Origin of the sequence: Amycolatopsis sp. NPDC051758, assembly GCF_044453095.1 — a bacterium.
GTDB lineage: Bacteria > Actinomycetota > Actinomycetes > Mycobacteriales > Pseudonocardiaceae > Amycolatopsis.
In genome coordinates, this window is record NZ_JBITCJ010000009.1 from 209,426 (window position 1) to 231,166 (window position 21,741).

Genomic DNA, 21,741 nt, shown 5'->3' on the forward strand with positions numbered 1-21,741 from the left:
GCCATGAAGTGGAAGACCAGAATCGGAGCCGGGGTCACCGCCCTGGCGGCCGTTTTGGGCGTCGTCTCGGCGCCCGCGGCCACCGCCGCGCCCGCCACGGCGCTCGCCGCGCCGGACATCTCGCTGGCCAACATCAAGACCCACCTCAACCAGCTGCAGACCATCGCGAACAACAACGGCGGCACCCGCTCGCCGCGCGGCGGCGGTTACGCGGCGTCGGTGTCCTATGTGGAGAACCTGCTGAAGCAGGCCGGGTACACCACGACCCGGCAGACCTGCACCAGCTGCATCGGGCAGTCGCAGAACCTGATCGCGGAGTGGCCGCAGGGTGACGCGAGCCAGGTCATCATGCTCGGCGCGCACCTCGACAGCGTGAGCGCCGGCCCCGGCATCAACGACAACGGCTCCGGCAGCGCGTCGATCCTCGAGACCGCGCTGACGCTGGCCCGCACCAACCCGGCGATGGCCAAGCGTGTCCGCTTCGGCTGGTGGGCCGACGAAGAGTCCGGCCTGGTCGGCTCGAAGTACTACGTCAACAACCTGCCCAGCGCCGAGCGCACGAAGATCAAGACCTACCTCAACTTCGACATGATCGGCTCCAAGAACTGGGGCTACTTCGTCTACGACGACGTCGCTTCGGTCAAGGCGATCTTCGACGAGTACTTCTCCTCGATCGGCATCCAGACCGAGGGTGACAGCGAAGGTGACGGCCGCTCCGACCACGCGTCCTTCAAGAGCGCGGGCATCCCGGTCGGCGGCCTGGCCACCGGCGCCGGCGACATCAAGAGCTCTTCGCAGGCGCAGAAGTGGGGCGGCACCGCGGGTGCGGCGTTCGACAACTGCTACCACCGCGCGTGCGACACGACGTCGAACATCCCGGACACCCCGCTGGAGAAGAACTCCGACGCCATCGGGTACGCGCTGTGGAAGCTGGCCGTCGCCACGACCCAGGGCAACGACTTCTCGGTGAACCTGAACCCGACCGCCGGGACCGTCCAACCCGGACAGTCGCTGCAGGTCGCGGTGAGCACCGCGACGACGTCCGGCAGCGCGCAGTCGATCTCGCTGTCGGCTTCGGGCCTGCCCGCGGGCGCGACGGCGTCGTTCAGCCCGGCCACCGTGCAGTCCGGCGGCTCCTCGACGCTGACCATCGCGACGTCGTCGAGCACCCCGACCGGGACCTTCCCGATCACCGTGACGGCCGACGGCGCGAGCGTCGACCACACGGCGTCGTTCTCGCTCGGCGTCGGCACTTCGTCGTGCGCGCCGGTGACCAACGGGACCCGGCTGGACATCCCGGACTACCCGGGTGCCGCGGTGAACAGCACCGCGACCGTCGGCGGCTGCGCGCGCAACGCCTCCGGCACCACCAAGGTCGAGGTGCACATCACCCACACCTACCGCGGTGACCTGGTCCTCGACCTCGTCGCCCCGGACGGCACGGCGTACCGGCTGAAGAACTCCAGCAGCGACTCGACGCCGAACCTCGACACCACCTACACCGTCAACGCCTCTTCGGAGGCCGCGAACGGTGCCTGGCAGCTGCGGCTGCGTGACGTCGGCCCGGCCGACACCGGTTACCTGTCCTCCTGGACGCTGACCGTCTGAGCCGCGACCGGGGCGCTCCTCGCCGGAGCGCCCCGGTTGTCTAGACCACCCGTTCGTAGGTAGTCAGTGCTTTCCCGGTGTCCCTATCGTGGACGGACACGCCGCGTTCGCCCTCAACGACGATGGGAGCCGGTATGTCCGGTCGCAGAACCCGCTTGTTCGGAACCCTTCTGGCTGCGGTGCTGGCCGTCCCGCTGCTCGTGTCGGCCCCCGCGCAGGGGGCGGTGTCGGCCGACACGTGCGCGGTGAAATCCCGGCCCGCCGGCAAGGTTCTCCAGGGCTACTGGGAGAACTGGGACGGCGCCGCGAACGGCGTCCACCCCGGGATGGGCTGGGTGCCCATCACCGACAGCCGCATGGCCCAGCACGGTTACAACGTCATCAACGCCGCCTTCCCGGTGATCCGGTCCGACGGGACCGTGTTGTGGGAGAACGGGATGGACGCCGGCGTCAAGGTGTCCACGCCTGCCGAGATGTGCGCGGCGAAGGCCGCGGGCGCGACGCTCCTGATGTCGATCGGCGGCGCGGCCGCTGGTATAGACCTGTCATCCAGCGCTGTGGCCGACAAGTTCGTCGCGACGGTCGTGCCGATCCTGAAGGCGTACAACTTCGACGGGATCGACATCGACATCGAGACCGGCCTCACCGGCAGCGGGAACATCAAGACGCTCTCGGCGTCGCAGTCCAACCTGATCCGGATCATCGACGGTGTGCTCGCGCAGATGCCGTCGAACTTCGGGCTCACGATGGCGCCCGAAACCGCGTACGTCACCGGCGGCAGCATCACGTACGGCTCGATCTGGGGCGCGTACCTGCCGATCATCAAGAAGTACGCGGACAACGGCCGGCTGTGGTGGCTGAACATGCAGTACTACAACGGCTCGATGTACGGCTGCTCCGGCGATTCGTACCAGGCCGGGACGGTGCAGGGCTTCACGGTCCAGACGCAGTGCCTGAACCAGGGCCTGGTGGTGCAGGGCACCACGATCCGCGTGCCGTACGACAAGCAGGTCCCGGGTCTGCCGGCCCAGCCCGGCGCGGGCGGCGGGTACATGTCGCCGAGCCTGGTTTCCCAGGCGTGGCGCTCGGTTTCCGGCCTCAAGGGCCTGATGGACTGGTCGATCAACTGGGACGGCTCGAAGGGCTGGACGTTCGGGAACAACGTCAAGTCCCTGCAGGGCCGCTGACGCCTACGAGGTGCCCGTCGGGATCGGGTCGTTGTATTCGCCCGACGGGCCCGCGTACTCGCGGCCGTTCGGGAACGGCCACGGGTTCGGAACGCAGCCGTGCAGCCCGAGCGTCTGCTGCTCCATCACCGGCGCCGGCCGGCCCGCGCCGGGGCACAGCTCGTGGCCGTGACCCAGCCGGTGCCCGGTCTCGTGGGTGACCATGTACTGGCGGTAGACGTCCAGCGAGGCGCCGTAGTTCGGGACGGCGTTGGCCCACCGGGCGACGTTGAGCACCACGTTGCTGCCGTTGCGGCAGGACGTGTAGCTGTCCGGCGTGCCGCCGCAGAGCTTGTCGCGGCTGGCCGGGGTGGCCAGGTAGATCGTGAAGTCGGCGCTGTCGTCCGGCCCGACCTGCTGCAGCCGCCACTCGCCGCCGGCGGTCCAGCCGCGCCGGTCACCGAGGATGCCGCGGATCTGCTTGGCGAAGTCCGCGGGGCCGACACCGTCGATGTCGGTCTCCAGCGCGATCCGGTACCGCATGAGCCGGCCACCGGTGCCGGCCACTTCGGCGTTGCCCGGGGTGAACATCCACTGGCCCGACCCGGTCCGCGGGAAGCTGATGGCGACCTCGACGGGCGCGGCCTGCGTCACCGGCTCACGCGCTTCGGGCGGCGGCGGGACGGAAGTGGCCTCCCCGATGGCCATGACCACGGGCCCGGCCGCGGGCGCGGCGACAGGCTGCTGCTCACAGGCCGTCACGGCGCCGATCACCGCCAGGGCGAGCACGGCGACGGCCGCGGCCCGTCTCGCGGTTTTGGGCATGGGTCCTCCCGAACATGCGGCTTCACCAGTGGATACGGCCCGCGTACGGGAAAAGTTGCGGTGACCCCGGGCAACAGTGTGTCACCGCAGCTCAGTGGACCCCAGTGTGACGACGGCCACTACGCCCCAAGGCGGCCTTCGGTGCGTGTGACGCAACCAAGGCCACATTGGGGCGCTTGGTCCGGTCAGGCCAGGAACTTGCGGAGGACCTCGGCGACCTGGCCGATCTCCGCCGTCCGGACGTTCTCCTGCTTGGTGTGCGCCAGCGTCGGGTCGCCCGGGCCGAAGTTCACCGCCGGCATGCCCAGCGCCGCGAAGCGCGCGACGTCCGTCCAACCCAGCTTCGCCGCCGCGCGTCCGCCGGCCGCCGCCACCAGTTCGGCCGCCGCCGGGGCCGACAGGCCCGGCAGTGCGCCCGGTGAAAGGTCCACAACGGACAGTTCGTAGCCGTCGAACACCTCACGCAGGTGACGCTCGGCCGCCGCGCCGTCGCGGTCCGGGGCGAAGCGGTGGTTGACCGTCAGCACCGCCGCGTCCGGGACGACGTTGCCCGCGACCCCGCCGCTGATCGCCGTCGCCTGCAGGCCCTCGCGGTAGGTCAGCCCGTCGATGTCGACCACCCGCGGCGTGTACTCCGCCAGCCGCCGCAGCGGCTCGGCCAGCGCGTGGATCGCGTTCTCCCCCATCCACGCCCGCGCCGTGTGTGCGCGCGTCCCGGAACAACGCAGCTCGACGCGCATGGTGCCCTGGCAGCCGGCCTCGATCACGCCGTTCGACGGCTCGCCGACGATCGCCAGGTCTCCGGCCAGCCACTCCGGCAGCTCGCGCTCGATGCGGCCGAGGCCGTTCTTGACCGCTTCGACCTCTTCGTTGTCGTAGAAGACGAAGGTGATGTCGTGCTTCGGCTCCGGCAGCGTCGCGGCGAGGTGCAGGAAGACCGCGTCGCCGCCCTTCATGTCGACCGTGCCCAGGCCGTGCAGGAACTCGCCTTCGCGCCGCGAAGGCAGATTGCCGTTCTCCGGCACGGTGTCCAGGTGCCCGGCGAGCACGACCCGCGACGCGCGCCCGAGGTTCGTCCGGGCGAGGACCGCGTCACCGTTGCGCACGACCTCGAGGTGCGGCGCCTGCTTCTCCAGCGCCTCCTGCACCAGCGTCGCGAGCTCGGCTTCGCTGCCGGAGACGCTGAACACGTCCACGAGCGCGGCGGTGAGGTCGACGGGGTCCGAGTGCAGGTCGAGGCTCATGACCGGCACGCTACCGGCAGGGCTACCGTGGGCCTGTGTCTAGGTTCCCGGTCGCCGTCGGCGGCGCGTTGCTGGTCCTCGTCCTGTCCGGCTGCGGGAACGAGGCCGGACCGACGCCCAAGCAGGGCGGCGAGCCCGGCCCGGACGCGCTGCCCACCAAGCTGGCCGCGCTGACCGTCGACCAGTGCTACGCGAGCCCGCGCACCCAGCTGCCGAAGGGCTGTGAGAAGTACGTCACGGAGATCGGCAACCTGCCGGGCACGGCCCGCAAGCGCGCCGGCGACAACGACCCGCAGCTGGTCACCGAGGCCGACGCGCTCGAGCGGGCGGTGAAGTCCTTCCGCAACGCGGGCTGCACCACCGTGCCGGAGGCAGGCGGGCCCTGCACGCAGGCGCTGGTCGACGTCGCCGCCGCCCTTTCGGGGCTGAAGAAGCAGGTCGACGCCCGGCCCACGACGGGCTGACCGGCGTCGTTCCACTACGGTGAGGGCCGTGAGCGAGCAGAGCCCGAACCCCGAAACGACCGGCGCCAGCGGCGTCGGGCTGGCCACCGTCACGACCGACGGGACGGTCCTCGACACCTGGTACCCGCAGCCCAAGCTGACCGACGGCGGCACCGCCGGCACCGAGCGCCTCAGCGCGGCGGAGGCCACCGAGCTCCTCGGTGAGGCCGCCGCCGGCCTGCTCGGCCCGGACACCGACCGCGGGGTCGAGGTCATCGCCGTCCGCACCACGATCGGCAAGCTCGCCGACGCGCCCGCGGACACCCACGACATGTACCTGCGGCTGCACCTGCTCTCCCACCGGCTGGTCCGCCCGCACGGCCAGAGCCTCGACGGCATGTTCGGCCTGCTGGCGAACGTCGTGTGGACCAACCACGGCCCGTGCCCGGCCGAGGGTTTCGAGGCGACGCGGCTGCGGCTGCGGGCGCGCGGCCCGGTGACCGTCTACAGCGTCGACAAGTTCCCGCGGATGGTCGACTACGTCCTGCCCGCCGGCGTCCGGATCGGCGACGCGGACCGCGTCCGGCTCGGCGCGCACCTGGCCGGCGGCACCACCGTGATGCACGAGGGCTTCGTGAACTTCAACGCCGGCACGCTCGGCGCGTCGATGGTCGAGGGCCGGATCTCGGCCGGTGTGGTCGTCGGCGACGGCTCGGACGTCGGCGGCGGCGCGTCGATCATGGGCACGCTCTCGGGCGGCGGCAAGGAGACGATCTCGCTGGGCGAGCGTTGCCTGATCGGCGCGAACGGCGGGGTCGGGATCTCCCTGGGTGACGACACGGTCGTCGAGGCCGGGCTCTACGTCACGGCCGGCACGAAGGTCGTCGTCGAAGGCAAGGTCGTCAAGGCCCGCGAGCTCAACGGCATCTCGGGCGCGGTCTTCCGGCGCAACTCCGCGACCGGCGCGGTCGAGGTCGTCGCGCGGACCGGCTCCGGCGTCGAGCTGAACGCGATGCTGCACGCCAACTGAGCGGTGGGCGGGGCCCCGGTGTTCACCTACCATTCATGAGATGACCACCGAATCGTTGCCCCGCCTGCCGGTCGAGCTGGGCCTGCCGGAGCTCCCCGTCGTGGCGGGCCCGGCCGATCCGGCGGCGCACCACGTGCGGGCCAAGCTCGACCGGGAGATCCGCGCCCTGCTCGCGTACGAGCCCGGCACCCGCTCGGGCGCCGACCCCGAGGACCTGCACCAGATGCGGGTCGCCCTGCGAAGAATGCGCAGTGTGCTCAAGCTGTCCGGCACGCTGGTCGGCGACGGCGCCGAGCCGGTGCGCGCGGAGCTGGGCTGGCTCGGCCAGTCGCTCGGCGAGGTGCGGGACTACGACGTCCTCATCGGGCACCTGCGTGAGGTCATCGCCGACTTCGAGGTCCGTGATCAGGCCGCTGGACACCGTCTCGTGTCGATGTTCGTCACCGAGCGCACCGCGGCGAAACGGCGGTTGACGCGGGCCCTGTCCAGCGCCCGCTACTCGACGCTGCTGCGCGAGGTCAGCCTGCTGACCCGCGACCGGGAGGCCGCCGCCGAGGTGGCCACGGAGTCGCACGACCTGATCGCGGGGCTGGCGAAGCCGCACCGCAAGCTCGCGAAGGCGGTGCGCGCGCTGCCCGCCGACCCGCCGGACGACGACCTGCACGCCCTGCGCATCCACGGCAAGAAGCTCCGCTACGCCGCCGAGCTGGCCCAGACGTCGGCGAAGAAGAAGCGCGCCAAGCGGATCAAGAAGCTGATCAAGGCCACGAGGGACTTCCAGACCGTGCTCGGCGACCACCAGGACGCGGTGATCGCGGCCGAGCGGATGCGCACGGTGCTGGAGTCCGCCGACGGCGCCGTCGGGTTCGTCGCCGGCCGCATCGCCGAGCGCGAGCTGGCCCGCCGTGCCGAGGCCCGCGCGGCGTGGCAGGACTCCTGGGCGGCGGTCGACACCGCTGCCCAGGCCCTGCACGCCTGACCGGACAGCTCAGGCCGTGATCGACCAGACGTAACCGTCGGGGCGGACCAGCACCGTCCGGCCGCCCTCGGCTTCGTAAGCCGCGTACGCGTGGCCGCCGTCGTCGACCAGGTCGGTGCCCGTCGCGACGCTCCCCGCCGGCAGGATCCGGTACCCCTCCGACGCCGGGCCGTCGCCGAAGACCAGTTCCGTCGCGTGCGGGCCCCGGAACAGCTCGAACAGCCGGACCCGCTTGCCGTTGGCGTCGGTCAGCGGCGCGTCCGGGGCGCGGTCGCCGGGCTGCAGCGCGCCGGTCCCGGCCGGGGACAGCGGGCCGCCGCGGTAGCTGATGCCCAGCTGCTGGAAGTCCTCGCCGCGCTTGTGCGCGTCCTCGTCCCCGTCGACGTACTTCTGCATCAGCTCGGTCGAGATCCCGAGCACCCGCGCCGCGTTCGTCCGGCGTTCGACTTCGTAGCTGTCGATCAGCTCGGGTGAGCCGTCCGCGAGCTTCCAGCCCAGGTTGTAGCCGTCCTGGACGCCGGTGTTGAGGCCCTGGCCGCCGGTCGGCGGGTGGACGTGCGCCGCGTCGCCGGCCAGGAAGACCCGGCCGTCGCGGAACCGCGCCGCCAGCCGGACGTTCGGCCGCCACACCGTCGACCAGGCCAGGTCGGACAGCTGGACGGTGCCGCCGCTCAGCGTGTCGAGCCGGGCCTGGACCGCGGGCAGCGCCGTCTCGACGTCCAGCTCGCCGTCGCCGAGCGGCGCGCCGAACTGGAACCACGGGGTGCCCGGCAGCGGGCTGAACATCATGCCGCTCATCGGGTCTTCGGGCGCCGCGAACCAGTGCCCGTACGCACGGTCGAGGCCCTCGGCGTGGACGTCGCCGAGCAGCATCCGGATCGACTCGTCGGTGGTCCCCTCGAACGCGATCCCCAGCGTCTTGCGGACGAAGCTCTTGCCGCCGTCGGCGCCGACCAGGTACTCGGCGTGGACCGTCTCACCCGTGCTCAGCGTGGCGGTGACGCCGTCCGCGTCCTGCTCGAAGCCGGTCAGCGCGGTGTTCAGCTCGACACGCACGCCGAACTCGGCCAGCCGGTCGCGCAGGATGCCCTCGGTCTGCGACTGGCCGAGGAACCAGCCGGTCGGGTACGGCTTCGACGGGGTCGGCTCGACCGGGTCGAACATCATCCGCTCGCCGACCACCTCGCCGCCGAGGTGGATCTTCATCGGCACCGGCGCGGCCCCCGCCGCGAGCACCGCGTCGAGCACGCCGAGGTCCTCGAAGACCTCCAGCGTGCGTGGCTGGAGCCCGTCGCCGCGTGAGCCCATGAAGAACGTCTCGGCCTTGTCGATGATCCGCACGGCGACGTCGCGCCGGGCCAGCTCGATGGCCAGCGTCAGCCCGGTCGGCCCCGCCCCCGCGATCAGCACCCGTGTGTCCATCTCGCCCTCCCAGTGAATTGAAATTCAGTGAATCTGGATTCAGAATGACACTGCTAGCGTCCGGCGTCAAGGAGGTGGCGGTGAACCGCAAGGAGAAGGCGGCCGAGACCGAGGCCGCGCTGAAGGCGGCGGCCCGGCGCGTGTTCGCGCGGAAGGGCTACCTGAACACCAAGATCACGGACATCACCGCCGAGGCGGGCCGGGCCGCGGGGTCGTTCTACAACCACTTCGCGAGCAAGGAGGAGCTGCTCGAGGCACTCCTCGCCGACATCGCGGCTTCAGGCGACGAGAGCGCGCTGACCGAGGGGCACCTCTCGGACTTCAGCGACCCGGCGGCGGTGCGCTGGCACGTCGCGCAGTACTGGGACTTCTACAAGGAGCACGCGTCGACGATGCAGGCGCTGCGCCAGGCGTCGATGGTGAACGACGCGTTCGCGCGGACGTTGGCGAGCTTCGGCGCGACCCAGGGGGCGGACCTCAACGGCCACCTGGCGCACGTGACGGCGGCCGGGATGCGCCTGCCGGCGAGCACGGAGCTGTCGATCGCGATGATGTACCAGCTGGTGGACAGCTTCGCGCAGATGTGGCTGCTCGCCCCGGTTCCGGCCGGGTGGACACCACCGACCGACGAAGAGGCGATCGAGGCGCTCACCCGGTTCGTCTACCGGGGCTTCACGGGCCGCGACTACTGAGTCAGGCGCTGCACAGCGGCGTCGACGCGCTCGTCGGTCGCGGTCAGCGCGACGCGGACGTGCTTGCCGCCGGTCGGGCCGTAGAACGTGCCCGGCGCGACCAGGATCCCGCGGTCGGCCAGCCAGCCGAGCGTGGTCTGCGCGTCCTCGTCCCGGGTGGCCCACAGGTACAGGCCCGCCTCGGAGTGGTCGATGCGGAACCCGTTGTCCTGCAACGCCTTCCGCAGCGCCAGCCGGCGGCGGTCGTAACGCTCGCGCTGGGCCGTCAACGCCTCGTCGTCGGTCAGGGCGGCGACCATCGCCTCCTGGACCGGGCGCGGCACGATCATGCCCGCGTGCTTGCGGATCTCCAGCAGCTGCGCGATCAGCCGGGGGTCACCGGTCAGGAACCCGGCGCGGTAGCTGGCCAGGTTCGCCGACTTGGACAGCGAGTGCACCGCGATCAGGCCGTCCGTGCGGCCGTCGCAGACGTCCGGGTGCAGCACCGACAGCGGTTCCGTTTCCCAGCCGAGCGCCAGGTAGCACTCGTCGGAGACCACGACGACGTCACGCTCGCGCGCCCACTCGACAACCTTGCGCAGGTGCTCCACGGGCAGCACCTTGCCGGTCGGGTTGGACGGCGAGTTCAGCCAGATCATCGCCGGCTTCTGCGGGCCGAGCGCGGTCAGGCCGTCGGACCGCAGGATCGACGCGCCCGCCAGCAGCGCCCCGACCTCGTACGTCGGATAGGCCAGCTCGGGGATGACGACGAGGTCGCCTGCACCGAAGCCCAGCAGCCGCGGCAGCCAGGCCACGGCCTCCTTCGACCCGATCGTCGGCAGCACGGCGTCCGGCTCCAGGCCGGTGACACCGTGACGACGGCCGAGGGCGGCGATGGCCGCCGCGCGCAGGGCCGGGATGCCGTGCGTCGTCGGGTACCCGGGGATGTCCGACACCGACGCGAGCGCGTCGCGGATGCCGGCCGGGACCGGGTCGACCGGCGTGCCGATGGAGAGGTCGACCACCCCGCCGGGGTGCGCGCTCGCCGTGGCCTTGACCTCGGCGAGCGAATCCCAGGGGAAGTCGGGCAGCGCGACGCGGCTCATTCGCCCTGAGGGGGCAGCGCCTTGATGAAGCCCGGGTCGTGCGCCGTCTTGCCGACCTTCGACGCCCCGCCCGGCGAGCCCAGCTCGTCGAAGAAATCGACGTTGGCCTTGGTGTAGTCCGACCAGTTGTCCGGGACGTCGTCCTCGTAGTAGATCGCCTCGACCGGGCAGACCGGCTCGCAGGCGCCGCAGTCGACGCACTCGTCGGGGTGGATGTACAGCATCCGCTCGCCCTCGTAGATGCAGTCCACGGGGCACTCGTCGATACACGCCTTGTCGAGCACGTCGACGCAGGGCTCGGCGATCACGTAGGTCACTGCGTACTCCTGCTTTTCTCTGCAAACAGCCAGTCCGTGCCGACATTACGCGGCATCGGCACCCGATCGGTTGGTGAGGCAACCCTTAGCCATACCCGGGGTATGGCGGGCGCTCACCGCTCCCGGCGGCGCGGGGGCGGCGTGGCCCGGGCGTCCCCGGTGATGACGAAACGCGGCTTCGGGGCGTCTTCCTCGGCCTTCTTCTCCCCCACGGCCCGGTTGAAGCCCTCGGAGATCTCGTCCACGAGCTTCTCGTTGTGCCGCTCGTCCTTGCGCTGGATGCCCACGGCCCGCCTCCTCCGAAATCCGCTCCACGACTTTTGCCGCCTCAGTCACAATCTAGCCGTGAACACCCCCGAAACGCTCGAAATCGCCTGCAGCAGAGCATGGCCTCCCCTGGTCGAGGAATCCTTGGGGGACTGGCGGCTGCGCTGGGCGGACGGGTTCACCGGCCGCGCGAACAGCGCACTCGCCGTCGGCGACCCCGGCCGGCCCGTCCCGGAAGCGCTGCGCGCGGTGTGTGACTTCGCCCACGATCGGGGGATCCCGCCGATGGTGCAGGTGATCCGCGACAGCCCGAACGAGCGCGCGATCGTCGCCGAAGGCTGGTCTCAGGCGACGCGGCACGCCCGCGGCCACGAGGTCGTGGTCCTCACCGCCCCGCTCGCCGCCGGGCCGCCCGTCCCCGGCGTCACGGTGCACGACGAGCCGACACCCGGCTGGTGGGAGCTCACGCTGGGCCCCGGCGAGGACTTCCCGGCCGCACGCAGCGTCCTGACCGGCGGAAAGATCGGTTACGGCGTCGCGACGCTCGACGGCGCCACCGCCGGTGTCGTCCGCGGCGCGCTGGTGGACGGCTGGCTGCACGTCGGGCGCCTGGAGGTCGGCCCCGGCTTCCGGCGCCGCGGGCTCGCGTCCGCGCTGATGGGCGCCCTGCACACCTGGGGTGCGGAACACGGAGCCGACCGCGCGGTGTTGCAGGTCGCGGAAGGCAACGAAGGCGCACTCGCGCTCTACGCGGGGCTCGGCTACGCCCCGCACCACAGATACCGGTACTGGGTGGCGGCACCCGGCTCGTGCGAGGATTCGACGTCGTGAAGATCGTGGTGATGGTCGGCGGAGTGGGCGGGGCCCGGTTCCTGCTGGGTGTGAAGGCGGCGCTGGGCATGGCGCCGGAAGGTGCGAGCGAGTCGCCGCACGAGGTGACGGCGCTGGTCAACACCGGCGACGACGTCTGGATGCACGGCCTGCGGATCTGCCCGGACCTGGACACCTGCATGTACACCCTGGGTGGCGGGATCGACAAGGAACGCGGCTGGGGGCATTCGGGCGAGACCTGGGTGGTCAAGGAGGAGCTGGCGGCCTACGGCGCCGACCCGGACTGGTTCGGGCTCGGTGACAAGGACATCGCCACCCACCTCATCCGGTCGCGGATGCTGCGCGCGGGCTACCCGCTGTCCGCGGTGACCGAGGCCCTGTGCGACCGCTGGCAGCCCGGCGTCCGGCTGCTGCCGATGTCGGACGACCGCGTCGAGACGCACGTCGTGATCGACGACCCGGAGCAGGACGGCCAGCAGAAGGCGATCCACTTCCAGGAGTGGTGGGTGCGCTACCGCGCCGAGCCGAAGGCGCACTCGATCGTCGCGGTCGGCAACGACGAGGCCAAGCCCGCGCCGGGGGTGCTCGAGGCGATCGCCGGTGCCGACGCGGTGCTGCTCGCGCCGTCGAACCCGGTCGTCTCGGTGGGCACCACCCTGGGCGTGCCGGGGATCCGGGACGCGCTGCGCAAGACGTCGGCCGGCGTGGTCGGGGTGTCCCCGATCATCGGCGGGAAGGCGCTGCGCGGGATGGCCGACGCGTGCCTGACCGCGATCGGCGTCGAGACGTCGGCCGAGGCGGTCGGCCGGCACTACGGCTCGCGCAAGGACGGCGGGGTGCTCGACGGCTGGCTGATCGCCGAAGGCGAGACGGCCGACGTGCCGGGCGTGACCGTCCGCGACGTCCCGCTGCTGATGTCCGATGTGGACGCGACCGCGGCGATGGCCCGCGCCGCGCTGGAACTGGCTGGAGCCCCCGTTGACTAGCACCAGTGACCACGCTTCCCCGAAGCTGGAGATCCTGCCCGTCACCGGGCTGCCGGAGTTCCGCCCCGGCGACGACCTGACCGGCGCGATCGTGACCGCCGCGCCCTGGCTGCGCTCGGGGGACGTCCTGGTCGTGACCAGCAAGATCGTCTCGAAGGCCGAGGGCAGGCTCGTCCGCGTGCCGACCGATCCCGAGGCCCGTGACGCCGAGCGGCGCAAGCTCGTCGAGCAGGAGGCCGTGCGGATCGTCGCGCGGATCGCGCGCACGGTGATCACCGAGAACCCGCTGGGCATCGTGCAGGCGGCGTCCGGGATCGACGCGTCCAACGTGGCCGGTGACGAGGTCGCGCTGCTGCCCGCCGACCCGGACGCGTCCGCGCTGGCGCTGCGCAACGGGCTGCGCGAACGGCTCGGCGTCGAGGTCGCGGTCGTCGTCACCGACACCATGGGCCGCGCCTGGCGGATCGGGCAGACCGACGCCGCGATCGGCGCGTCCGGGCTGCGTGTGCTGCACGCCTACCGCGGGACGATCGACGGCCAGGGCAACGAGCTGGCCGTCACCGAGGTGGCGATCGCCGACGAGCTCGCGTCGGCCGCCGACCTGGTCAAGGGCAAGCTGGGCGGGACGCCGGTCGCCGTCGTCCGCGGCCTGGACCTCTTCGACGACGGCTCGACGGCGCGTTCGCTCGTCCGCCCGATCGAGGAGGACCTCTTCCGGCTGGGCACCAACGAAGCCATCGCGCAGGGCCGCCGGGAAGCCGTCCCGGCGCGGCGTTCGGTGCGGCAGTTCAGCGACGAACCGGTGAGCCCCCGGTCGATCCGGCGGGCCGTCGGCTCGGCGCTGACCGCGCCCGCGCCGCACCACACGCACCCGGTGCGGTTCGTCTGGCTGCGTGACGGCGGGAAGCGCAAGCAACTGCTCGACGCGATGCGCGAATCGTGGCAGGCCGACCTGAACCGCGACGAATTCACGCCGGAGCAGGTCGCGAAGCGGCTCAGCCGGGGCGACATCCTTTACCGGGCCCCGGAAGTCGTCATCCCGTTCCTGGTGCCGGACGGCGCGCACACCTACCCCGACGCCCGCCGCAACGACTGCGAAAAGACGATGTTCACCGTCGCCGGCGGTGCCGCGGTCCAGGGCCTGCTGGTCGCGCTCGCCGCCGAAGGGCTCGGCTCGTGCTGGATCGGCTCGACGATCTTCGCCGCCGACGTCGTCCGCGAGGTCCTCGGCCTGGACGAACGCTGGCAGCCGCTGGGCTCGGTCGCGATCGGCATCCCGCTCACCGAGCCGGACCCGCGGGGGTCGGCCGCGCCGGGCGAAGGGCTGCTGGAGCTGTGACTTTGCACGCGGACGCCGTGGCGACGCTCGGTTCTTGGCGGCCTGCGCCGCCGGCTCAGGAGTCGCTGCGGCAGGCGTTCCTCGGGTTCCTCGCCACGCGCGAGGACACCTGCAGCCGCTCGTGCGAGGCCGGGCACCTGACGGCGTCGGCCGTGCTGCTGGACCACACCGGCACGCGGGTGCTGCTCACGCTGCACCCGCGGGTCGGCCGGTGGCTGCAGCTCGGCGGGCACTGTGAGCCTTCGGATTCCTCGCTGGCCGCGGCCGCGCTGCGGGAGGCCACCGAGGAGTCCGGGATCACCGGGCTGCGGATCTCCGCCGAGCCGGTGCACCTCGACGTCCACCCGATCACGTGCTCGCTCGGCGTGCCGACGCGCCACTTCGACGTCCGGTACGCGGTGCACGCGCCGCCGGGCGCGGAGCCGGTGCGCAGCGACGAGTCCGACGACCTGCGGTGGTGGCCGGTGGACGCGCTCCCGGCCGGCTCCGAAGATCTCGCCGATCTGGTGAAAGCGGCGATTCCGGTCGGTGCCGGGCACTAGCCTGGGCCCCGGAGAGGGAGGACCACATGGCTACGCAGTTCCCCGAGCGGGTGCACTATCACTCCGGCGGCGGCGGAGACAGCGGGGTGTTCGGCTACATCGTCGTCGGCCTGCTGATCCTCGCGATCATCGTGTTCGTGATCGTGGTGGCGGTGCGGGTGTCGAAGATGCGCCGCGAAGAGGCGATGAAGAACGGCGGGCAGTTCCCGCCCAACCCGAACTTCCCGCCGCAGCAGCAGAACTTCCCGCCGCAGCAGGGTTTTGCGCCCCAGCAGCACGGGTTCCCGCCGCCGCAGGCCGGGCCGCCGCCGGGCTTCCCGCCGCCGGGGTTCCCGCAGCAGCAGGGGTTCCCGCCGTCGCAGCCGATGCCGCAACCCGGGTATGCGCCGTCGCAACCGGTGCCGCAGCAGCAGTACGCGCCGCAGGGCCCGTACCCGCAGCAGCACCAGCCGGGCCCGGGAGCGGGACCGCAGAGCTGGTGATCGTCCCCTTCGACAGTGGCTCACCGGTGCCGCCCTTCGAGCAGGTGCGGTCCGGGCTCGCGACGCGGATCAACGACCGTTCGCTGGCGGTCGGCACGAAGCTGCCCACGGTCCGGCAGCTCGCGGCCGACCTCGGCATCGCCCCGAACACGGTCGCCCGCGCGTACCGCGAGCTCGAGGAGGCCGGCCTGATCGAAACGCGCGGGCGCGCGGGCAGCTTCGTCGCCGCGTCCGGCGACCAGAGCCGCCGCCGGGCCCAGCAGGCCGCGGCCCGGTACGCGGAACTCACCCGTAAGCTCGGCCTGGCCGACGCCGAGGCACTGGACATCGCCCGCGCGGCGCTCGACGAGGGGAAGGCCTGACCGTGGTGAGCGTCCTGATGCTGCTGATCATCCTGGTGGTGGTGGCGGCCATCGTCGGTGTGGTGCTGCTCATCGTCAACGCGAGCAAGCCGAAGCCGCCGCCGTACCCGCCGCAGCAGTACCCGGGTTACCCGCCTCCGCCGCCCTACCCGCCGCAGCCGGGCTTCCCCGGCCAGCAGCCGGGTTACCCGCCGCAGCAGGGACATCCGGGCCAGCAGCCGCCGTACCCGCCCCCGCCGGGCGGCTATCCCCCGCAACCGCCGTACCCGCCGCAGCAGTAGCCAAGCGCTCACATGGCGCGGTAGTCGCGCAGCTCGATCCGCGGGCCGAAGCGTGGCCGCTTGTGCCCGGCCGCTTCCAGGTAGCGCACCGCCCGCTGCCGCTGGGGCGCGTACGGCGCCAGCAGCTCGGCCATGCCCGCGTCGTCGAGTTTCATGCCCAGCAAGGCGTTCCCGACCATCGACGGGATGTTGTAGTCGCCGAAGCTGACCGCGTCCGGATCACCCCAGGCGCGCTGGGCGATCTCCGCCGCCGTCCACACGCCGATGCCCGGCACGTGCCGCAGCAGCCGCCGTCCCTCGAGCCCGCGCAGCTCGACCGCGCGCTCCAGGTGGTGCGCAACGCGGGCAGCGTTGAGCAGGGCCGTACGGCGCTTGATGTCGACACCCGCGCGGTGCCAGTGCCAGTCCGGCAATGACCGCAGCGCCACCGGCGTCGGCGGCACCCGCAGGCGTTCCGGCCCCGGCCCGGGCGCCGGCGCGCCGAACCGGCGGCACAGCTCGGCCCACGACCGGATCGCTTCCTTGCCGGTCACCTTCTGCTCCAGCACGGCGAGCACCAGCCAGTCCCACACCACGCCGGTCGCGCCCAGCCGCAGGCCGGGGTTCTCCCGCCGGGCCCGCGCGACGACGTCGTGGTGCGCGACGAACTCGGAGTCGTCGTCGTTCGCGCCGAGCAGCGCGGGGACGCCGGTGAGCAGCCGGTCCGCGCCGGCACCCCAGGCCGCTGCTTCGATCCGGCCGTCGGTCGAGCGGCGCAACGCCAGCGTGCACGGCCCGTCCGGGGTGTTCGACGCGAGCCAGGTGATCCCGCGTTCGTCGGTCAGGATGTTCAGCGACCCGCGGCCGCGCTTCAGCGGACCCAGGACCCGGCCCAGGTCGACCTCGAACGCGGGACGCCAGAACACCGGCTACGCGTCGCTCGAGAAGCGGACGGAACCGTCCGGCAGCACGACGTCCGGCCAGACCCGGGCGCCGTCGAGCAGCTCGCAGCCGGCCCCGACGGAGACGCCGTCACCCAGCACCACACCGCGCAGCACCGCGCCGGCGCCGACGCGCGCGCCGTGCCCGAGCACCGAGCGTTCGACCACCGCGCCTTCGGAAACGGCCGCGCCGTCGAACAGCACCGAGCCGTCGATCTTCGCGCCCGAGCCCACCACGGCGGCGACGCCGATGGTCGAACCACCACACAGGTGGGCGTCCTCGGCGACGGACGCGCCGTCCAGCACCAGGAACTCACCGGGCCGGCCGGGCAGCGCCGACGTCGGCGCGACCCCCCGCACCAGGTCGGCGGAACCCTGCACGAACGCTTCCGGCGTGCCGACGTCCAGCCAGTAGGAGGCGTCGACGAACCCCTGGATGTGCGCGCCCTGCTCCAGCAGCTGCGGGAACGTCTCGCGCTCGACCGACACCCGGCGCCCGGTCGGGATGGCCTCGATCACCGGGCGGCGGAAGACGTAACACCCGGCGTTGATCTGGTCGGTCGGCGGGTTCGGCGACTTCTCCAGGAACGCCTGCACGCGGCCGGTCTCGTCGGTGGGCACCGAGCCGAACCGGCTCGGGTCCGGCACACGCTGCAGGTGCAGCGTGACGTCGGCGGCGGAGTCGTGGTGCACCCGCAGCTGCTCGCCGAGGTCCGCACCGGAGATGATGTCGCCGTTGAAGACGATCACGTGCTCGGCGCGCAGCTTGTCGTAGACGTTCCGGATGGCGCCGGCCGTGTCGAGCGGCTCTTCCTCCACGACGTACTCGAGGTCCAGACCGATCGACTTGCCGTCGCCGAAGTACTCCTCGAACACCTCCGCACGGTAGCTCGTGCCCAGCACCACGTGCCTGATCCCGGCTTCGCGGATGCGCGAGAACAGGTGGCTCAGGTAGGGCGTCCCGGCTGTCGGGAGCATCGGCTTCGGCGCCGAAAGGGTGAGCGGGCGCAAGCGCGTGCCCTTGCCCCCGACCAGCACGACGGCGTCGATCTCGACCTCGGACGTCACGGAAATCTCCTCCTGTATCACGCACCGCTGAGCGACAAGCCGCGGGAAACCCTGACGGAGGTCGCCCGGAGGGCCTACCCTAGACAGGAAACAGGCGGGCCTTTCCCCAGAGGGCCCCGGGTCAGTCGGGAGGCCGAGGGGATGGACCCCCGCGATCGGGCGGACGCCCTGCTCGCACGAGCCCAGGCGCGCGGTGTGTTCGTAGTGACACCCGACAGCGCGACGTCACCGATGGACTCGTCGAACACCCAGCAGATCCCGCGTGCGGCGATCGACGGCCTCGACAGAAGCCAGGACCCCGACACGACCACGCAGCTGCCGGCGTCGCTGATCGAGGAGAACGACCACCCGCTGGCCGGCTCGTCGCCGACGCGGCGGCTGGAGGTTCAGAACGGCCGCCCGCAGCGGACCACGCCGTTGAGCACCCCCACGCCGACCACGCCGATGCCCACCTCCCCGAAGCCCTCACCGGTCACGACGCCGCTGGCGCGCCGGCCCCAGGCCGAGCCGATCACGAGCCCGCTGAAGGAGCCGGACCCGGAAGAAACCGGCCTGGTGCCGACGGTGACGCAGAACAACGGCAGGTCCGACCTGTCCCGCCGGCTCGACGGGATCTAGCCCTTCCGGGTCTCGAGCTTCAGCCGCAGGGCGAGGCCGAGCTTCGTCGCGGCCAGCAGCGGCTTCCAGGCGAGGCCCTGGTGGCGGTCGGCGAGGTAGCGGTAGGCGCTTTCGTGGTGCACCGCGAGCATCTTCTTCGACGCCTGCGACGTCGAGTGCCCGCCGACGTGCATGACGCCGGCCGACGGGACGTAGACGTTCAGCCAGCCCGCACGGCCCAGCCGGTCGGCGAGGTCGACGTCCTCGAAGTACATGAAGTACCGCGAGTCGAAGCCGCCCACGGAGTCGAAGGCCTCGCGGCGCATGAGCAGGCACGAGCCCGACAGCCAGCCCGCGACGCGCTCGACGGGCGTGCCGGTCTCCTGCCGGTACTGCTTGGTCCACGGGTTGCCGGGCCAGACCTTGCCGAGCGCGGCGTGGCCGATGCCGCGGCCGAACGACGGCAGCAGCCGGGCCGAGGGGTAGACGGTGCCGTCGAGCTCGTGGATCAGCGGGCCGAACGCCCCACCCCGCGGCCACCGCTTCGCGGCTTCGAGCAGCGTGTCGATCGTCCCCGGCTCCCACTCCAGGTCCGGGTTCGAGATGACGATCCAGCCGTACCGGTCGTCCAGCTCGGCGACCCCGCGGTTGCAGCCGGTCCCGTACCCGACGTTCTCCCCGATTTCGAGCAGGTGCACGTTCGCACGCTTCGCGGCCTTCTGGGGCGCGCCATCGGTGGACACGGTGTCCGCGACCACCACCTGGACGTCGCGCTCGGTGGCCTTCTCGAGCGTGTCGAGGAACCGCTCGAGGGTGTCGCCGGAGAAGTAGGTGACGGTCACGACGCCGAGTTCGTCGCCGTAACGGGAGTGATCGGTCATCGGGCCATTGTCCCCTCGTCACGCAGCGCTGCACCGCCACCCCGGCACGGGAGCACGCTGGAAGAAGTCGGACGAGCCTCGGACGCTCAGCGGTTGCGGAGGTGGCGCGCCCAAGCCTTGGCGTACGCCTCCCGGTGCCGCTCCGCCGTCGTCGCCCAGGAAAACTCCTTCGCGCGCTGCTGGGCCGCCGTCGCCAGCTCGGATCGCCGGCCCGGGTCCGCCAGGAGCTCGCTGATCGCCGCCGCGACGTCGCCCGCGCCCACGCCGCAGTACGCCACCGCGTCGCCGCCCACCTCCGGCAGCGACAGGCGGCGTGTGGTCAGCACGCACGCGCCGCACGCCATCGCCTCCAGCACCGGCAGGCCGAAGCCCTCGCCCAGCGAGGGGTACGCGACGAGCGAAGCGCCGCCGAGGAAACCCGCCAGCGTGCCGAACGGCAGGTAGCCCGCCCGGATGACGCGCAGCCGGTGCGGGACCGCGTCCAGCGCCCGCTCCACCTGCGTGTCCCAGCCCGGCTGGCCGGCCAGCACCAACGCCGGCGCGTCACGACGGCCCCCCACCGCGCGGGCGAAACCGCGGATCAGCGCGGGCACGTTCTTGCGCGGCTCGAGCGCGCCGAGGAACGCCACGTACGGCGTGCGCCCGAGGCCGACCGCCTCGCGGGCCGCGGCGACTTCCGAGGGTGACGGCGGGTGGAACCGCTCGGTGTCGACACCGTGGTGAATTACTTCCAGCAAGGCGTGCCGCACCGGGCCGACGCGGGCCAGCTCCGCGGCCGTCGCCGCCGAAGGCACCACGCACAGCGTCGCGCGGCGCAGGGCCGTCGCCGTCCACGCGCGGAAGAAGCGGGCCTTCACCGACGAGTGCAGCACGGCGTCGGTGAAGAACGTCGCGTCGTGCAGCGTGACGACCGACGCGGCCGACGTCGTCAGCGGCATCGTGTAGTGCGGCGAGTGGACGACGTCGGCGCCGAGGCGGCGCACCAGCCGCGGCAGGGTCGCCTGTTCCCAGGTCAGCCGCGCGGTTCGGGTGGTCGTCGTCGGCGACGCGGGCACCACGCGCGAGTTCGGCACCAGCCGATCGTAAAGCGGCAGGTCCCGGGGCTGGCACACGACGGTGATCCGCGCCCCGTCCGCGTCGAGAGCGGCGACGAGCGAGTCCACGTACCGGCCGACCCCGCCGCGGTCCGCGGGAACCGCGGTCGCGTCGATCAGGACCCGGGGATCATCGCTCACCCCTGCAGGGTACGGCGGTGACCGGGTGTCATGGTGAGGAACTGGCAAACCGGTCACTCATGCGCCCGCCGGTGAATAGCCCAGACGGCTTCCGCCGCGCGACGCCAGGTGAACGCCTTCGCCCGCTCGCGCCCCGAACGGGTGAGCTTGGCCGCCACGGTCGGTGACTCCAGCACCTCCCGCAACCCCGCGGCCAGGGCCACCGCGTCGCCGCGGGGCACCGTGATCCCGGCACCACCCGCCACCTCGACCAGCGCCGGGACGTCGGTGTGCACCACCGGGACCCCGGCCGCCATCGCCTCCAGCAGGCCCAGCCCGAACCCCTCGGCGAGGCTCGGCACGGCCAGCGCGCTCGCCCCCCGCAGCGCGGTCGCCAGCTCGGCGTCCGACACCTTCCCGAGCAGCCGCAGCCGGTCCGCGGGCAGGCCGCGTTCCGACGCCAGCGCGGCCGGGTCGATGCCGCCCCAGCCCGGCTGCCCGGCGAGCACCAGCGTGGTGCCCTCGATCGCGGCGACCGCGTCGACCAGCACGTCGATCCCCTTGCGCGGCTCGATCGTGCCGACCGCGAGCACGTACTGCGAGGGCAGGTCCAGCGAAGCGGAGCCCGACGGCACCCGCACACCGTGCGGCACCACGCGCACCGGGACGTCGACGTCGACCAGCACGGCCAGCTCGTCGGCGACTGCCCGCGTCGGCACCACCAGCCCGGACGCGCGGCGTGCGGCCCGCGCGATCATCGACCGGTGCCAGCTGACGCCGCGCGCGGTGAGCGTCTCGGGGTGGGTCCAGGGCACGGTGTCGTGCACGGTCACGCTCAGCGTCTTCCCGGCCGGCGCGCGCGGCGGCGCGAACGGCGTCGGCGCGTGCACCGCGTCACCGCCCGGCCACCAGCGCAGGCCCAGCTGCCACGCGGCGACCAGCGCCCGCGGTGGGATCCGCAGCACCCGCGGGCCCTCGACCCCGTCGAGCTCGGCCGCGCGCACGTCGGCGTGCCGCGCGACCACGCTGGACACCGTCCAGCCCGGCGGCGCGGTCTTCGCGAGCGCGGGAAGCAGCTCGGCCGTGTAGCGCCCGGTGCCACCGGGCACGGGCGCCAGGAGCTGCTCGGCGAGCACGACCAGTTCGGGCACGCGGCTATT

General features: G+C 72.3%; 25 protein-coding genes. 14 read left to right on the top strand and 11 right to left on the bottom strand.

Annotated elements, in window-relative coordinates; all coding sequences use genetic code 11:
- The first annotated feature begins 3 nt into the window (after nucleotides 1–3).
- Together ACIA5G_RS36635 and ACIA5G_RS36640 are read left to right on the top strand one after the other, a co-directional pair.
- Nucleotides 4–1,608, top strand: coding sequence for a M28 family peptidase (locus tag ACIA5G_RS36635; protein ID WP_395931727.1), 1,605 nt, complete (start codon nucleotides 4–6; stop codon nucleotides 1,606–1,608).
- A gap of 134 nt (nucleotides 1,609–1,742) precedes the next feature.
- Nucleotides 1,743–2,795 (top strand): chitinase, encoded by a 1,053-nt coding sequence (locus ACIA5G_RS36640; protein ID WP_395931729.1) that lies wholly within the window; start codon nucleotides 1,743–1,745, stop codon nucleotides 2,793–2,795.
- 3 nt (nucleotides 2,796–2,798) lie between these two features.
- On the opposite strand, the gene ACIA5G_RS36645 is transcribed toward ACIA5G_RS36640, so the two are convergent.
- Both ACIA5G_RS36645 and dapE read right to left on the bottom strand, forming a co-directional pair.
- Nucleotides 2,799–3,599: a DUF3152 domain-containing protein gene (locus tag ACIA5G_RS36645; protein ID WP_395931731.1), complete on the bottom strand. Its 801-nt coding sequence runs from the start codon at nucleotides 3,597–3,599 to the stop codon at nucleotides 2,799–2,801.
- Between the two features lie 185 nt (nucleotides 3,600–3,784).
- Complete coding sequence (gene dapE, locus ACIA5G_RS36650) at nucleotides 3,785–4,843, bottom strand: succinyl-diaminopimelate desuccinylase (protein ID WP_395931733.1); 1,059 nt, start codon at nucleotides 4,841–4,843, stop codon at nucleotides 3,785–3,787.
- Between the two features lie 35 nt (nucleotides 4,844–4,878).
- On the opposite strand from dapE, the gene ACIA5G_RS36655 reads away from it, so the two are divergent.
- From ACIA5G_RS36655 to ACIA5G_RS36665, 3 genes are read left to right on the top strand one after another with little or no spacing between them, the layout of a single operon-like run.
- Nucleotides 4,879–5,307 carry a hypothetical protein gene (locus tag ACIA5G_RS36655; protein ID WP_395931735.1) on the top strand — a complete coding sequence of 143 codons (429 nt, stop codon included), beginning with the start codon at nucleotides 4,879–4,881 and terminating at the stop codon, nucleotides 5,305–5,307.
- Nucleotides 5,308–5,335: 28 nt separating this feature from the next.
- Nucleotides 5,336–6,316: a 2,3,4,5-tetrahydropyridine-2,6-dicarboxylate N-succinyltransferase gene (dapD, locus tag ACIA5G_RS36660; protein WP_395931737.1), complete on the top strand. Its 981-nt coding sequence runs from the start codon at nucleotides 5,336–5,338 to the stop codon at nucleotides 6,314–6,316.
- A 40-nt stretch (nucleotides 6,317–6,356) separates the two neighbouring features.
- Nucleotides 6,357–7,295, top strand: a complete 939-nt coding sequence (locus ACIA5G_RS36665; RefSeq protein ID WP_395931739.1) for a CHAD domain-containing protein — start codon at nucleotides 6,357–6,359, stop codon at nucleotides 7,293–7,295.
- 9 nt (nucleotides 7,296–7,304) lie between these two features.
- On the opposite strand, the gene ACIA5G_RS36670 is transcribed toward ACIA5G_RS36665, so the two are convergent.
- Complete coding sequence (locus tag ACIA5G_RS36670) at nucleotides 7,305–8,717, bottom strand: FAD-dependent monooxygenase (RefSeq protein ID WP_395931741.1); 1,413 nt, start codon at nucleotides 8,715–8,717, stop codon at nucleotides 7,305–7,307.
- Nucleotides 8,718–8,761: 44 nt separating this feature from the next.
- On the opposite strand from ACIA5G_RS36670, the gene ACIA5G_RS36675 reads away from it, so the two are divergent.
- A complete protein-coding gene (locus ACIA5G_RS36675) occupies nucleotides 8,762–9,409 on the top strand; it encodes a TetR/AcrR family transcriptional regulator (RefSeq protein ID WP_395931743.1) in 648 nt (215 codons plus the stop codon).
- Here the strand turns inward: ACIA5G_RS36675 and dapC are convergent.
- From dapC to ACIA5G_RS36690, 3 genes are all read right to left on the bottom strand, one after another.
- Nucleotides 9,403–10,494, bottom strand: coding sequence for a succinyldiaminopimelate transaminase (gene dapC, locus ACIA5G_RS36680; RefSeq protein WP_395931745.1), 1,092 nt, complete (start codon nucleotides 10,492–10,494; stop codon nucleotides 9,403–9,405). The two genes, ACIA5G_RS36675 and dapC, sit on opposite strands and share 7 nt — an antisense overlap.
- A complete protein-coding gene (fdxA, locus tag ACIA5G_RS36685; protein WP_086680320.1) occupies nucleotides 10,491–10,811 on the bottom strand; it encodes a ferredoxin in 321 nt (106 codons plus the stop codon). Before fdxA ends, dapC begins: the two co-directional genes overlap by 4 nt.
- 113 nt (nucleotides 10,812–10,924) lie before the next feature.
- On the bottom strand, nucleotides 10,925–11,098 hold the full coding sequence (locus ACIA5G_RS36690; protein ID WP_395931748.1) for a hypothetical protein: 174 nt from the start codon (nucleotides 11,096–11,098) through the stop codon (nucleotides 10,925–10,927).
- A 58-nt stretch (nucleotides 11,099–11,156) separates the two neighbouring features.
- Here ACIA5G_RS36690 and ACIA5G_RS36695 point away from each other — a divergent pair, with 58 nt between their 5' ends.
- Genes ACIA5G_RS36695 through ACIA5G_RS36725 form a run of 7 tightly spaced genes read left to right on the top strand, consistent with a single transcriptional unit; the run spans nucleotide 11,157 to nucleotide 15,901 of the window.
- A complete protein-coding gene (locus ACIA5G_RS36695) occupies nucleotides 11,157–11,909 on the top strand; it encodes a GNAT family N-acetyltransferase (protein WP_395931750.1) in 753 nt (250 codons plus the stop codon).
- The gene (gene cofD, locus ACIA5G_RS36700) at nucleotides 11,906–12,895 is read left to right on the top strand and encodes a 2-phospho-L-lactate transferase (protein WP_395931752.1); all 990 of its coding nucleotides are present in this window, start codon (nucleotides 11,906–11,908) and stop codon (nucleotides 12,893–12,895) included. Before ACIA5G_RS36695 ends, cofD begins: the two co-directional genes overlap by 4 nt.
- Nucleotides 12,831–14,234 carry a coenzyme F420-0:L-glutamate ligase gene (locus ACIA5G_RS36705; protein ID WP_395931754.1) on the top strand — a complete coding sequence of 468 codons (1,404 nt, stop codon included), beginning with the start codon at nucleotides 12,831–12,833 and terminating at the stop codon, nucleotides 14,232–14,234. The genes cofD and ACIA5G_RS36705 overlap by 65 nt, the downstream gene beginning before the upstream one ends.
- On the top strand, nucleotides 14,231–14,776 hold the full coding sequence (locus tag ACIA5G_RS36710; RefSeq protein ID WP_395931756.1) for an NUDIX hydrolase: 546 nt from the start codon (nucleotides 14,231–14,233) through the stop codon (nucleotides 14,774–14,776). Before ACIA5G_RS36705 ends, ACIA5G_RS36710 begins: the two co-directional genes overlap by 4 nt.
- A 26-nt stretch (nucleotides 14,777–14,802) precedes the next feature.
- Nucleotides 14,803–15,258, top strand: a complete 456-nt coding sequence (locus ACIA5G_RS36715) for a hypothetical protein (protein WP_395931758.1) — start codon at nucleotides 14,803–14,805, stop codon at nucleotides 15,256–15,258.
- A complete protein-coding gene (locus tag ACIA5G_RS36720) occupies nucleotides 15,255–15,620 on the top strand; it encodes a GntR family transcriptional regulator (RefSeq protein WP_395931760.1) in 366 nt (121 codons plus the stop codon). The genes ACIA5G_RS36715 and ACIA5G_RS36720 overlap by 4 nt, the downstream gene beginning before the upstream one ends.
- A gap of 2 nt (nucleotides 15,621–15,622) precedes the next feature.
- A complete protein-coding gene (locus ACIA5G_RS36725) occupies nucleotides 15,623–15,901 on the top strand; it encodes a hypothetical protein (RefSeq protein WP_395931762.1) in 279 nt (92 codons plus the stop codon).
- An 8-nt stretch (nucleotides 15,902–15,909) separates the two neighbouring features.
- Here the strand turns inward: ACIA5G_RS36725 and ACIA5G_RS36730 are convergent, their stop codons facing one another.
- Complete coding sequence (locus ACIA5G_RS36730) at nucleotides 15,910–16,806, bottom strand: DNA-3-methyladenine glycosylase family protein (protein WP_395931764.1); 897 nt, start codon at nucleotides 16,804–16,806, stop codon at nucleotides 15,910–15,912.
- A 3-nt stretch (nucleotides 16,807–16,809) separates the two neighbouring features.
- Nucleotides 16,810–17,889: a sugar phosphate nucleotidyltransferase gene (locus ACIA5G_RS36735; RefSeq protein WP_395931766.1), complete on the bottom strand. Its 1,080-nt coding sequence runs from the start codon at nucleotides 17,887–17,889 to the stop codon at nucleotides 16,810–16,812.
- A 141-nt stretch (nucleotides 17,890–18,030) separates the two neighbouring features.
- Between ACIA5G_RS36735 and ACIA5G_RS36740 the strand changes: the two genes are divergently transcribed.
- Nucleotides 18,031–18,507: a hypothetical protein gene (locus tag ACIA5G_RS36740; protein WP_395931768.1), complete on the top strand. Its 477-nt coding sequence runs from the start codon at nucleotides 18,031–18,033 to the stop codon at nucleotides 18,505–18,507.
- On the opposite strand, the gene ACIA5G_RS36745 is transcribed toward ACIA5G_RS36740, so the two are convergent.
- From ACIA5G_RS36745 to ACIA5G_RS36755, 3 genes are all read right to left on the bottom strand, one after another.
- Nucleotides 18,504–19,367 (bottom strand): glycosyltransferase family 2 protein, encoded by an 864-nt coding sequence (locus ACIA5G_RS36745; protein WP_395931770.1) that lies wholly within the window; start codon nucleotides 19,365–19,367, stop codon nucleotides 18,504–18,506. The genes ACIA5G_RS36740 and ACIA5G_RS36745 overlap by 4 nt on opposite strands.
- 86 nt (nucleotides 19,368–19,453) lie before the next feature.
- A complete protein-coding gene (locus ACIA5G_RS36750) occupies nucleotides 19,454–20,602 on the bottom strand; it encodes a glycosyltransferase family 4 protein (protein WP_395931772.1) in 1,149 nt (382 codons plus the stop codon).
- A gap of 53 nt (nucleotides 20,603–20,655) precedes the next feature.
- Entirely contained in the window at nucleotides 20,656–21,732 is a 1,077-nt protein-coding gene (locus ACIA5G_RS36755) for a glycosyltransferase family 4 protein (protein ID WP_395931774.1), read from the bottom strand.
- Between the last annotated feature and the right edge of the window lie 9 nt (nucleotides 21,733–21,741).

Excerpts from the sequence above, each read along its gene's own strand:
- ACIA5G_RS36635 (WP_395931727.1), top strand. The coding sequence starts at position 4 with ATGAAGTGGAAGACCAGAATCGGAGCCGGGGTCACCGCCCTGGCGGCC.
- ACIA5G_RS36640 (WP_395931729.1), top strand. The coding sequence starts at position 1,743 with ATGTCCGGTCGCAGAACCCGCTTGTTCGGAACCCTTCTGGCTGCGGTG.
- ACIA5G_RS36645 (WP_395931731.1), bottom strand. The coding sequence starts at position 3,599 with ATGCCCAAAACCGCGAGACGGGCCGCGGCCGTCGCCGTGCTCGCCCTG.
- dapE (WP_395931733.1), bottom strand. The coding sequence starts at position 4,843 with ATGAGCCTCGACCTGCACTCGGACCCCGTCGACCTCACCGCCGCGCTC.
- ACIA5G_RS36665 (WP_395931739.1), top strand. The coding sequence starts at position 6,357 with ATGACCACCGAATCGTTGCCCCGCCTGCCGGTCGAGCTGGGCCTGCCG.
- ACIA5G_RS36670 (WP_395931741.1), bottom strand. The coding sequence starts at position 8,717 with ATGGACACACGGGTGCTGATCGCGGGGGCGGGGCCGACCGGGCTGACG.
- ACIA5G_RS36675 (WP_395931743.1), top strand. The coding sequence starts at position 8,762 with ATGACACTGCTAGCGTCCGGCGTCAAGGAGGTGGCGGTGAACCGCAAG.
- dapC (WP_395931745.1), bottom strand. The coding sequence starts at position 10,494 with ATGAGCCGCGTCGCGCTGCCCGACTTCCCCTGGGATTCGCTCGCCGAG.
- ACIA5G_RS36705 (WP_395931754.1), top strand. The coding sequence starts at position 12,831 with ATGTGGACGCGACCGCGGCGATGGCCCGCGCCGCGCTGGAACTGGCTG.
- ACIA5G_RS36715 (WP_395931758.1), top strand. The coding sequence starts at position 14,803 with ATGGCTACGCAGTTCCCCGAGCGGGTGCACTATCACTCCGGCGGCGGC.
- ACIA5G_RS36740 (WP_395931768.1), top strand. The coding sequence starts at position 18,031 with ATGGACCCCCGCGATCGGGCGGACGCCCTGCTCGCACGAGCCCAGGCG.
- ACIA5G_RS36745 (WP_395931770.1), bottom strand. The coding sequence starts at position 19,367 with ATGACCGATCACTCCCGTTACGGCGACGAACTCGGCGTCGTGACCGTC.